Annotated in this window: 12 protein-coding genes; 8 read left to right on the top strand and 4 right to left on the bottom strand. The window is 48.4% G+C overall.

Going from position 1 to position 12,349, the window contains the following annotated elements:
* Positions 1-23: 23 nt before the first annotated feature.
* From IM638_11410 to IM638_11395, 4 genes are read right to left on the bottom strand one after another with little or no spacing between them, the layout of a single operon-like run.
* Positions 24-626, bottom strand: a complete 603-nt coding sequence (locus IM638_11410) for a hypothetical protein (GenBank protein ID MCA6363635.1) — start codon at positions 624-626, stop codon at positions 24-26.
* A gap of 1 nt (position 627) precedes the next feature.
* On the bottom strand, positions 628-1,158 hold the full coding sequence (locus tag IM638_11405; GenBank protein MCA6363634.1) for an OmpH family outer membrane protein: 531 nt from the start codon (positions 1,156-1,158) through the stop codon (positions 628-630).
* Between the two features lie 6 nt (positions 1,159-1,164).
* Positions 1,165-3,747 (bottom strand): hypothetical protein, encoded by a 2,583-nt coding sequence (locus IM638_11400; GenBank protein ID MCA6363633.1) that lies wholly within the window; start codon positions 3,745-3,747, stop codon positions 1,165-1,167.
* Between the two features lie 36 nt (positions 3,748-3,783).
* Positions 3,784-4,506 (bottom strand): hypothetical protein, encoded by a 723-nt coding sequence (locus tag IM638_11395; protein ID MCA6363632.1) that lies wholly within the window; start codon positions 4,504-4,506, stop codon positions 3,784-3,786.
* A 331-nt stretch (positions 4,507-4,837) separates the two neighbouring features.
* Here IM638_11395 and IM638_11390 point away from each other — a divergent pair, with 331 nt between their 5' ends.
* From IM638_11390 to IM638_11355, 8 genes are read left to right on the top strand one after another with little or no spacing between them, the layout of a single operon-like run.
* Positions 4,838-5,239, top strand: coding sequence for a prepilin-type N-terminal cleavage/methylation domain-containing protein (locus IM638_11390; protein MCA6363631.1), 402 nt, complete (start codon positions 4,838-4,840; stop codon positions 5,237-5,239).
* On the top strand, positions 5,239-5,769 hold the full coding sequence (locus tag IM638_11385; protein ID MCA6363630.1) for a hypothetical protein: 531 nt from the start codon (positions 5,239-5,241) through the stop codon (positions 5,767-5,769). Before IM638_11390 ends, IM638_11385 begins: the two co-directional genes overlap by 1 nt.
* Positions 5,766-7,208, top strand: a complete 1,443-nt coding sequence (locus IM638_11380; GenBank protein ID MCA6363629.1) for a type II/IV secretion system protein — start codon at positions 5,766-5,768, stop codon at positions 7,206-7,208. Before IM638_11385 ends, IM638_11380 begins: the two co-directional genes overlap by 4 nt.
* Before the next feature lie 12 nt (positions 7,209-7,220).
* A complete protein-coding gene (locus IM638_11375; protein MCA6363628.1) occupies positions 7,221-9,143 on the top strand; it encodes a type II secretion system protein GspD in 1,923 nt (640 codons plus the stop codon).
* Positions 9,144-9,149: 6 nt separating this feature from the next.
* On the top strand, positions 9,150-10,364 hold the full coding sequence (locus tag IM638_11370) for a hypothetical protein (protein MCA6363627.1): 1,215 nt from the start codon (positions 9,150-9,152) through the stop codon (positions 10,362-10,364).
* A complete protein-coding gene (locus tag IM638_11365; GenBank protein ID MCA6363626.1) occupies positions 10,361-10,891 on the top strand; it encodes a hypothetical protein in 531 nt (176 codons plus the stop codon). The genes IM638_11370 and IM638_11365 overlap by 4 nt, the downstream gene beginning before the upstream one ends.
* Positions 10,888-11,838 (top strand): hypothetical protein, encoded by a 951-nt coding sequence (locus IM638_11360; protein MCA6363625.1) that lies wholly within the window; start codon positions 10,888-10,890, stop codon positions 11,836-11,838. The genes IM638_11365 and IM638_11360 overlap by 4 nt, the downstream gene beginning before the upstream one ends.
* The gene (locus IM638_11355; protein ID MCA6363624.1) at positions 11,838-12,329 is read left to right on the top strand and encodes a hypothetical protein; all 492 of its coding nucleotides are present in this window, start codon (positions 11,838-11,840) and stop codon (positions 12,327-12,329) included. Before IM638_11360 ends, IM638_11355 begins: the two co-directional genes overlap by 1 nt.
* The last annotated feature ends 20 nt before the right edge of the window (positions 12,330-12,349 follow it).

Genomic DNA, 12,349 nt, shown 5'->3' with positions numbered 1-12,349 from the left:
TAAGTATGTATTCGGGGCTGCTGCTACAGGCGCAGAAGCGGGGTTGACTGTATGGCGCTTGAGTTAATTTTCAGGTAAAGCGGACCAGTACCAAACAACTGCTCATCAATAAACAGTTCGCGGGGCTGGCCTTGTGTTTTGGCATCGGTAGCAAAACCGAGGTTGATTACGATATCGGGCGAAAGACCGTAGGAGTTTTCAAACTGATATACTGTACAGGGAAGCGTATCAGTACCGGCGCAAAGAAAGATCGACTGCTGAAACGCAAAGTTCAGTGCATCACTGCGGCGGATTAAATCTTCCGGGCTGGCATTGCCATATTGCATCACATCCGATTTGTTTTTTGTGCCAATGCGCAGATGATAGTATTCCGCACCCTGCAAGTCTTTGCGGCGGGTGTTCATCTGTTCGGTTGTAGGTGTTTGATCCTGCTCGCGCAAAATCAAATAATCAATTGGGCAATGCTGAAGTGTGAATACCAGATCGCCCACATTTTTCACCACTTTCAATCCATTGTCCTCATCTTCCACCCATGCCCGGTATTGCACAGGCTCAAGAGCCTGCTTTGCGCAACCGGCAAGCAGAAGTAGAAATGGCAACACTAAAAACGATGAAAAACGTTTCATTTTATTTGGTGGTCTTGTAACGGCTGTTGATGTAGGCTGTAACTTGTTGCGTTAAATCGTCGTTTTCCTGCGCATACATCATGGTACCACTGCCTTCAGCACCGAAAATGTAGCGATAGCCATTTTCCTTACCGTAGTCTTTGATGTATTGATTGAGTTGATTAAACAACTGCGTATTCAACTGTTGTTCCAAGGCCAAATTGTCTTCATCGAATCGCTTTTTAAGATCAAGATATTGATCGCGGTCTCGGGTAAAGGCTTGTACTTCCGGGTTGGTTTCTTTGGCATCGGCTGGCAAAGTAGCCGCAATGCCACGCAAGCGTATTTCCATGCTGTCGAGAATGGTTTTGCGCTGTTGCTGTGTGGTAGTCATTCTGGCTTCCAGCTCCTTTTTCATGGTAAAGTTCTCTACTACTTTACCTACTTCAATATACCCGAACTTTTGTCCGCCCGGCTTAATAACCAAGACAACAAGAGCTACTGCAAGCAGCAATACTGCTGAACCGTAAATAAGATGATGTTTTCTTTCCATTGTGTATTAACTGATGCGAATGCGTAAAAACCATTTCTGTCCTTTTTCATCAGTCACTTCCAGCACATAATAGCCTGCCGCAAGCGCACCTGATGAGGTAGCAAGGTTAATCATGAACCGGTTGTCGCCAAATTCAGACTTCAGATTATTGCTTGCCATGTATGACCGGATTGCGGGAGCCATATCCTGATTTTGTGCATTAAGCAACTTGTAACTCAGCACATGCTTATTGGTTGAACCATTATTGAAATCATACTCATCTTCAAATTTGAAGTAAAATACGCCCCGCGAGTTGTAGTACGAATCACTAAGTTTGCGCTCCAGCGAGGCAAAACCAGCAGAATTTTTAACAGCAATGGCAAACTGAACAGGAGTTGTACTTACAGCCTGTAGGGACGATGCGGTAACCGAACCCACCGGCCAGGTAGCGGTGTAAGATTGTTGACCTAATGAACTCCACGAAGAACCATTTCGATAGGCCACCTGCGCATTTTCCCAGTCGATAGACGATACATTTGCATTCCAGTAAAGCGTTACACGCAATGACGAAGTTCCCGCACCAATGCGTGTAAGAGTCCAGTTTCCGGTAGCCGATAAACTTCCGAGATCGTCGGCCATAGTACCGGCAGGGGGAGCGGCAGCCGAATAAATAGCCTCAAACACATCACCTGTAGCCGCAGGCGCTGAAATTCCCAATGGATGCCACGCCACCGAATCCACCAGTGTAGAGTCGCCAAGAGGAAAAACGAAAGCGGTATTTCCAGTTTTACGAACAGGCCCGGCCACATAAGCTCCATTGCCGCCTCCGGTATAGGACGAACCTGCCACAAAACTTAAATGAGTATTTGTTTGGGCAATAACACGTCCCTTAGTCAATGTCATCACACCTGTAATTGCTACGGGTGATTTTAACCTGATCTTACCTGAAGTTCTGTTGAAGCTAAGATTACTAAACGTTTCGGTAAGCAAAGTCCCTCCGTTTGTCTTTCTGATCGCCCTGTCGTCTGCCCCTTCAACGGTAACAGTTCCTGTACTTGGAGTGAACGTTCCATTGTTATTTGTCCAGTTACCACCGAAATTGATATTGCGTGTATTCGCATTCAACGTAGTACCTGAACTAATAGAAATATTGTTAATAATACGCATGTTTCCTCCAAGCGTTACTGTACCTGAAGAAACGCTAAAATTGTGAATACTGATAACCTGACCTGTTGAGCTTTCCGCATCATAATTCATATTAGCATAACAAGCAAACGAACCCGGATTTGCGGGATTACTCACCACGCGTCCTTTCGAATAATTAAAATTCCCCCCTAGAGAAATTACGCTCGTTAGTTTAAGCGTATCACCCGCAAGAGAATCGGCATCAATTGTGATTGCAGGGAATCTTCCCCCTCCTGCAGTTCCGCTTCCTTTTAACTCTCTTACCCCGCCACCTTTAACTACAATGGATGTAGCGTTAGCTGCAACCGAGTTTACAAAGGTCGAAACCATGTCAATACTTCCAAAACATTCTAAAGTCCCCTGATTCAAATTCCAAGCAGTACTTGCAATAAAGGAAAGTTTTCCCATAATCCGCAGCGTACTTCCGGTTGCTAAAGTATAAGTTGAGCCACCATTAAATTTCACATGATTTAAGGGTTGATTGTTCCAGCTAATTGTTTGCGTATTTACGAAACAAATCATACTCAAAGGACGATAGGCTATCTGCCCGGAAATATGGGTAAGCCCTCCTGCAATAGTAAGAATGCTATCTAAAACAAGTGAATCCGTAGTTGTTTTTGCAACCTGAATGAGTGGCAAACGGCAGGCATATTCGGTGTTATTCCCTGTAAAATATTGTTTTACTCCAGAGGAAGCATTGAAAATTAGTGTGGCTGTGCCTGCGGTAGAAGTTTGTGTGTTTGGCACAGACATATTCCCTTTAAGATTCAAAATACCATTACCCACAGCTTGTTTATTAATCTGAACAGAACGAGAACCACTAATACGAAATAAATTATTCACGTTAAAGGTCCCATTACTGGCAATAGTCACTACAGTAGCTAAGGCTGTTGGCGAAATTATCAACTGATGGAAGTTGACCGTTCTGGATGTTGCTACAGTTAACGTGGATGTACCCGTAATCCGTACAATTCCGTTATTATTATTAAAAGACCCTGAGCTCCCGAAATTCATACTCAAAGCAGCCAATACTCCGGTTGGTGCTGTGAACGTCCCTCCCGTTTGTACAAAGGGACCCGAAATTGTTAGTGTAGCACCACTACCAGTAAATGTTCCGCTGCTTTGGGTAAAAGTACGAGTTGCATTGGTTAAGTTTAATGCACCTGTGCCCATTGTAATTGTACCTGTGTATGTTCCTTGAAGGTACATGCGTTGAATAGAAACCGTTGTCGCAGGTAAACTACAGTTTATACTTCCAGAGTTAAAGAAAACCGTATCAGATGATGTGGGAACACCAGAAGGATTCCAGCTTGAAGCTGTAGTCCAAGAAGTTCCTCCTGTACCTGTCCAGGTTTTACTCGCAGCATTTCCAATAAATGGAATGATTAAAAGCAATATGACAAGTTGAATGCGTTTATGACTCATAACGCTGGGATATACGGGGTTTAACAATAAGCTGAACTATTGATTGGAGACGGGTAAAAAAACCAACCGGGTTCCTGCAGCAGGAACTGAATTAAAGTAAATCGGAGCCTCTTGGGATGAGTTAAGTGGCTCACCTCCAGGACCAGTTGAAGTTATGCCAGCAAAAAATCCATTCACAGTACTTTGCATGTACATATCCAATAATCCAATTCTTACGTATTGGTTGGTATCTACAGGAGATGATTGATAACTATTGTTTCCTGTGACTACATCAATCCGTCCAGATTCATAAAGCCATACCTGATAACTTAATCCTTCATCAAAAGACTGATTCTGACCAACGTTCTTAAATTGAATTTTTAAGATATGACTTCCCGATGTACCTGTTAAGTCATAACTCAAAACAGAATGATTTCCTAATGAGTCAATTTTTGATCTGAATACACTGTATGAAGTAAAAGCATTGCTCCGATTACCACCAAAAAGTATGTATCCATTTGTTTCAATATCAATGTACTCAACAGTATCACCATTAACCGGAAAGCGGAATCCAAGATTAACGATATAACTATCCTGCCACGGCTGGTTAACCGAATTGCAAAGCGTCTGACTGCTCAGTTCGCTCCAGGTAGTAGTGTTTACCTGCAACGTATAGTTAAACTGCTGCCCCCGCAACGCAGTGCCGCCAAGCAACACAGACGATAGCCACATACAGCCAACAATAAAATTCCTGAGATTTTTACCAGAGGTTAGGGTCATAAAAACGGGTTATTGGGTTATTGGGTCTTGAGCGCAATATTACATCTATACAAAATCAAAAGTCAAGTCTTCATCCAAAAAAACCATTAGAAAAAATGTAGTACGCTGATTTTTAGTAAACTATTTTTTTGACAAGATTTTCTCAACCTGATAAGCTCTCTCTTCATCTTTTCTTTCGGAGGTAAATATAAAAGACTGTATATCTGCAAATTACCTGTACACCAACACACCTGTTTGCTCAAATAATAAAATCGTCAAACAGAATTTATTTCCTCCCTCCTCCAGAAAACCATTACCACGTCCTATATTTGCTCAATCACGACCCACCCCAATGACAAAAAAGATTACCGGGCATACCCTCCGTGCTTTTACACTTACCGAACTGCTGGTGGTACTCGCCATTATTGGCATTCTTGTGCTTCTGGCATTGCCCAACCTGATGCCGCTCATCAGCAAAGCGCGCAGTTCGGAAGCCAAGCAGAATCTGGCATATCTGCATAGTTTGCAGAAAGCATTTTATCTCGAAAACTCCAAGTACAGCGCCGATCTCAAGGTGATTGGCTTTGAACTTGAAGATGCCGAAAGCGCACAATATACCTACGACATTGTCTCTGCAAGTAACACCGGCTACAAAGCCCGCGCTACGGCCAAAACGGATTTTGATAACGATGGCAACATCAATGTCTGGGAAATAGACCAGCAGAAAAATTTAAAAGAAGTAACCCCCGACTAATGCTACACCTCGCAGCAATAGGCAGTGTGGCGGTGCTTGCGGGCATTGCCATACAGGATATTCGCCACCGCGCTTTTGTGTGGTGGCTTTTGCCGCTTTTGATGGCCGGGCTGGTGCTGCTGAGCTTGCGGCAGAATACGATCGAAACTGTTGCGCTGAATTTCGTTTTCAATCTTGGTTTTCTCGCGCTGCAATTTGTGTTGTTGTGGTGCTGGTTTTCGTTGCGCGAACGACGATTGATTAAACTCATCGACACACACATTGGGCTGGGCGATGTGCTGCTGCTTGTTTGCCTGAGTGTGGCTTTTTCGCCGGTAAATTTTATTGTGTTTGTGGTGGGCGGACTTTTATTCTCGCTGCTGGTGGTGCTGATTTACCGTGCGCTGCGGCGTGAAGCATTTGCGCTTATTCCGCTGGCTGCACTGCTTGCGCTGCCTATGACAATTTGCTGCGCAGCGGCTTTGTTACTGAATACAAACCTGCACAGCGACGAATGGTTGCTGCCTGCTTTTGAAATCTACGGCACATGAGCAGCGAGCAATTTACCCCCGAGCTTCTGCAACTGCTCACCACCGAGCAGGCCTGGCATTATGCCGTAGTGCCCAAGGCTGCGCACAACGGTACTATCGAACTGCTCGTGGATGAAGCGCGCAACTTATCCGGCCTTGCCGAAGAGCTTGAAATGCTTCTGGGCAAACGCATTGTGCTGCACAAAACAGAAACGGCCGAAGTACGCGAAATCCTCAGTCGTTACTACCTGCGCAATACTTCACAGCCCGGTGCAGCACGCCCCGCAGCTACACAGCTTACCGCGCAGCGCAGCGACGATTTCCTGCCCGCACTCATTGCCGAAGCCCGGCAGCTCGGCAGCAGCGATATTCACATTGAAGTGTATGAAGAACGCTGCCGCGTGCGCATCCGTATCGACGGCTTGCTGGTGGAACGCTACACCATTGGCCGCAACGATTACCCGCCGCTGATCAACAAAATAAAAATCCGCGCCAACTTAGACATTGCCGAAAAACGTTTGCCACAGGATGGCCGCATTTTCTTTCAGCAGGAAAGCATGCGCTTCGACATCCGCGTATCGGTGCTGCCTACACTGCATGGCGAAAAAGTAGTGCTTCGATTGCTCAGCAACGATGCCACCAGCATCGACATCAGCACTCTTGGTTTTACCGAACAACAGCTGCGCGATTATCTCGAAGGCGTGAAACAGCCGCACGGCATGCTGCTCATCAGCGGCCCTACTGGTTCGGGCAAAACCACCACGCTTTACGCCACACTCAAGCAACTCAACAAAACCACCACCAACATTCTCACCGTCGAGGATCCGATTGAATACACGCTCGAAGGCATCAACCAGGTGCAACTGAAAGAAAGCATCGGACTCACCTTCGCCAGCGCATTGCGCACCTTTCTGCGTCAGGATCCCGACATCATCATGCTCGGCGAGATACGCGATGGCGAAACCGCACAAATGGCCGTGCGCGCTGCACTCACCGGGCATCTTGTGCTTTCCACCATTCACACCAACTCGGCATGGGGCACGGTGTCGCGCCTTGCCGATATGGGGCTTGCGCCGTTTCTTATTGCGGGTACACTCAACACCAGTGTGGCACAGCGTCTGGTGCGTTTGCTTTGTCCGCATTGCAGCACCGAAGAAAAATTTGATGCCGCGCTTTATCCGCGCAACTACAAAGCACAGCGAACCGTGCTTACGCACAAGCGTCCTGCCGGTTGCGCATCGTGCCACTACACGGGCTATCGTGGCCGAAAAGCCATTTACGAAGTGATTCCGATTGACCATGAACTTGCCGACCGTATCCGCAAAAACTCACCCGAGGTAAACGACCTGCTTCGAGAACGAAATATCACCACACTTGCCGATAATGCATTCCGTTTATTCGAAAACGGCGATACATCCATCGAAGAAATTTATTCCATACTGTTCAACAGCTATGCCTAACCCTGTACACGAATGCTGACTCACACCGAAGAAACTTTCCGTTTTCTCTGGCGCCGTTTTTTCCTCTGGCTGCCATTGATGCTGCTCATTCCGCTCTTTGCAGGTTTCGCGCCCGATCCGCCCGAAGACCGTTTCAAAGTGCTTGAAGATAAACTCAAGGCATTATCGGCACAGGTGCCGGGGCTGAACAACTCCGTGGATCTGGCGGTAAACGGTGTGACCATTCAGGAGTTTGTGCGCGGACTGGCTGTGGCCAACAACCTCAATGTAAGTGTGGAGCCAACGCTTGATACCAAACTTTACGATAATTTTTCGGGCGTGAAGGTGATTGATGTGTTCATCTTCCTCTGCAGCCGTTATGAGCTCGATCTGAAATTCATTGGCAACATTATCGTATTTGTAAAATACACGCCGCCGCCCGTGGTGCAAACGGTTACGCGCCGCATGCCAATAATCATTCAGAATGCGGTTAACAAAAACCTCACGCTCGATTTAAAGAACGACAGCCTTTCGCTGGTGGCCCGCGAACTCACGCGCATTACGGGAAGCAACGTGGTATTTGCACCTGATCTTACCGGAAAAATGCTCAACGGTTACATTACCGAACAACCGCTGGCGCAGGCGCTCGAAAAAATTGCATTTGCCAACGAACTGAAAATTACAGCCGCTGCCGATAATTATTTCATGATTGAACGCGGCAATACAACTGCTGCACAACAACAAAACGGGCGCAACAAAACCAATACACTTCCGGCCAATACATTACTCAATACCGACAATGGACTCATTTCGGTGGAAGCCAATGCCGCTCCGATCGGCGAGCTTGTTCACGCCGTTTCAGCTGCACTTAAACTGCAATATTTCCTTTTCAGCGACCTGAAAGGAAACACCACCGTGAGTTTGCGCGATGCCACGTTTGATCAGTTTCTTTCAAACGTACTCAACGCCACCGATTACACATACCGTAAAAAAGACGGCGTCTATTTCATCGGCGACCGTAATATTGAAGGACTGCGCATTACCAAATTAGTGCAGATGAAATACCGCACGGTGGACAAAGTAGTGGATTATATTCCTGCCGATTTGAAAAAAGGTGTGGATGCAAAAGCATTTCCTGATTTGAATGGAATCATTCTCTCCGGTTCTGAGCCGCGAATTCAGGAAATAGAATCTTTCCTGCGCGAAATTGACCGGGTGGTGCCCATGGTGTTGGTTGAAGTAATTATTATGGATGTAAGCAACACCAGCTCGGTGGCCGCGGGTATTCAAACCGGAATCGGCCGTCCGCCGGCCAATCAGGGAACCATTACGCCGGGTGTGGATGTGACGCTGAATTCGGATGCCATCAACGCACTCATCAGTGGCATAAATGGTTTTGGTATTCTCAACCTCGGCTTTGTAGCGCCCAGTTTTTACGCCCGTCTCACGGCGCTTGAAACGCAGGGAATGCTCAAAATCCGCTCTACGCCAAAACTCGCCACACTCAACGGCTCCGAAGCCAAAATGAGCATTGGCCGCACCGAATATTACCTCGAACAAACCAACAACCTGGTTACCGGACAAACTCCGCAATTCATTTCCACCAACGTATTCAAACCCATCACCGCCGATTTTTCGTTGTCCATCACGCCAATGGTTTCCGGCGATGAGCAGGTTACACTTTCCATATCCGTAAAACAATCATCCTTCACACAGCGTGTATCCGAAACCGGCCCTCCGGGCACCACACAGCGCAGTTTCGAGTCGGTGGTGCGTGTGAAGAATGAGGAAATGGTACTGCTGGGCGGGTTGGAAGAAAGCAATATTAATGAGGCCGGATCGGGTACGCCGTTTTTATCGCGTATTCCCGGTTTGAAATGGCTTTTTGGTTCGCGCAGCCGCTCAAAATCGCGCACCAAACTTTCGGTGCTCGTTCGTCCAACCGTAATTTATTAAACACCCATGCACCCGCTGCTGCACAAATTCACTGCTTCGCCGCGCGCCGCCGCCATTGAACTGGTAGCAGGCGGCGAAACGCTTTGTGCGCATGTGGTTGTGGTGAAACGCAAGCGGCAGAAGCTCGAACTCGAAGCGCACGAAATAAACATCAGCAGCGAAGAACAACTCAAAAAAGCCGTGCCGCAGGGTGTGCCGGTTATTGCGGTGCTTAGCGGCAAAGGTGTGCTGCACCGCACGGTACAATCGGGTGTGCAGGAAACGGCTATGCTGCTGCACAAAGTATTGCCCAATGCAACTGTAAACGATTTTTTGGTGCAGGCTGTGCCCGCCACAAACGGTCAGCAGCTTGTATCGGTCATGCGCAGAAGCGCAGCCGAAGAACAGCTTCAGCTACTTCGCGCGCTTGATTTGCCGGTGGTCGCTTGCAGTCTGGGCGCTGCGGCGGCGGCCGAATTGCTTCCCTTACTGCATCCTTCTCATCCGGCCGAGTGGCAGTTGGGCAGCCACCGCATTACGTGGAGCGAAAGACAAGTGGCCGCACTAGAAAGCGTAGAAGCAAAGGCGAACAACCAAACTGCTGATTTGAGCGGAACGGTACTGCCACTCGAAGCCATTCCGGCTTTTGCGGCTGCCGTACACTACCTCAGCGGCACCGGCCATGCCCGCGTAAGCAGCGATGAACTGCAAACCGCGGCACACGATTTTCAGCAACGTCGTTTGTTTCGTACAGGCGGGCTCACCCTGCTGGCTGTTACGCTGTGCATTCTCGTGGGCAACTACTTTGCCTTCTCGCATTACTGGGAAAAGAAGGCTACGCTCGAAGAAGAGCTGCAACTCAATGGCAACCTGCTCGAGCAAGTGCGCGCCTTACAAAAGCAAACCGAAATGCGCCGCTACTTCCTCGATAAAAACGGCATCCGTCAGGCGGGCAAGCATTCGTTTTTTGCCGACCGGCTGGCCGCCAACCTTCCCGAAGCGCTCACGCTCACCCGCCTTGCCATTGCGCCCCGCGAAAGGCTGCAACGCGAAGACACCATTGCCTTTCAACCCGGCATCATCCTCGTGGAAGGCGAGTGCGCACAGAGCGTAATACTCAACGACTGGATAAACCGCCTCACTACCGAAACCTGGATTGCCAAAGCCTCGCTGCGTAATTATGCACAGCCGGGCAACCGCAAAACCGGGCAGTTTGAAGTAGAAATTCAACTTGGTGAATGATGAAGAAGCTGAGCTGGAAACGAAAAAATCAATTGCTCCTCGCCGGTGCCGTGGCGCTGCTTTGGATCGTTTACAGCTATGCAGTAACCAATACGCTCAATGCCCGTAGCGAGTGTAAAATATTGCAGCAACGCATCGACAGCGCCGCGTCGGCTCCTGCGCAGCTTGCCACATTGCGCGCGCAAATGGAACAACTTAAAAACACAACCAGTGTAAGCGATTCATCGGCTGCGGCACACGAAAAGCTGCTGGGCATTATCACCAATTACTGCCAGCAAAACAACCTTGTGCTGCGCGATTTTTCGCCCGCCGTAAATTTTGTGCAGCAGGATTGGTCGGTTGACAATCATCCGGTAACGGTGGAAGGAAACTTTGCCGGATTGCTGCGTCTTGTCCATCACCTCGAACGGCAGGATGCGGGCAATGTAATCAGCACCGAATTCCGTTCGCGCAGAGACAATAAAACACAGGTGCTTTCACTCTCGCTTGTGATTTACATACAAACCATCAGCAATACGAAATCATGAAAAAACTGATTGGCTTTTTATTCATCGCCTTGCTTGCCGGCTGCACGAATGATTACATCGTGGGCGATTTAAGCGGCAAGCGCGTGACCATTCTCGCACCGGCCGACAGTACTTCGGCCAACACCACTTCGCCGCTTTTCTGGTGGGAAGAAATTAACGATGCCACCGGCTACCGCATACAAATTGTGTTTCCCAACTTTGCCGCACCGCAGCAGTTGGTGTATGATACACTCGTAAGCGGCGACCGCTTCAATCCTGTCTTGCAGGCCGGGCGCAGCTACACCTGGCGCATTCGTCCCGAAAACGGCGCCACCACCGGCGACTGGGTAACACGTCAACTCCGCATCGACAGCACCATCAGCCTCTCGCAGCAAACTGTGGTTGTTACAAACCCCATCGCCAATGCCTCACTGCAAAGCGGCACGGTCACATTTACATGGAACCCGCTTACGCAGGCCGATTTGTATCGCATTGAATTGCGCAATGCATCCACACAAGCCATTCTCGATAACCTTACGGTAAGTACTTCCGCATGGACCAAAACCGGCCTTACCGATGGCAGCTACCAGTTCCGCATCCGCGCCGAAAATTCAACCACCAGCGAAGTCACACCTTACAGCACACGCAGTTTCACCATCGACCAAACCGGCCCCGCAGCGCCCACACTTACTGCGCCTTCAAACAGCACCACCATTTTCCTGCCTACACAGGTTTCGTTTAACTGGACCAGCGCCGCCGACAGCGAAACCGACAGCCTTTTCATTTCTACCGATTCCACATTCGCCACGCAAACCACATTTGGTTTTTCCACTCCCGCACCCTTGCCCTTTACATGGAGCGGCGCACAAAACACCGGCAGCGGTTATTACTACTGGCGTGTGCGGAGTTATGATGCCGCCGGAAACGCAGGAACTTACAGCACACGATTCAGATTCAGAGTCAACTGATGAAAAACAAACGCACCACATACCTGCTCATGGCCGTGGTGGCCGCAATCTGGGGACTCATCGGATGGAAAATCTGGAAGGGACTTCAGGGCGACGACGATTTTAACGTGGAGCCGGAGACGGTGTTAAACGCTAAAAACAAAAATACGCTGAGCGATAGTTTCGAACTAATTCTAAACTACCGCGATCCGTTTCTCGACAAACCTGTGGCCGCAGTTACATCGGCTTCCGTATCCACACAATCAGTACCCAAACAAACCGTAGTTGCTGCCCCTAAACCTGAACCTGTTACTTCCAGCTGGCCTGAAATTCGTTACGGGGGCCTTGTAAAACGGACAGGACAGGAAAAATCGGCTGCGTTTGTTTCGGTAAACGGTAACAGTGAAATTGTAGTGCCCGGCCAAAAAATAGGCGACATTACAATTACCCGTATCTGGCGCGATTCTGTGGAAGTGATGCGTGGGAAAGAAAAACGAATGATTAAGAAATAATACCATCAAAAAATAAACTC

The sequence above is a fragment of the Bacteroidota bacterium genome (genome assembly GCA_020402865.1).
Lineage (GTDB): Bacteria > Bacteroidota > Bacteroidia > Palsa-965 > Palsa-965.
Note: the sequence above shows the minus strand (reverse complement) of the source record. Positions and strands in the feature narration are given on the sequence as shown.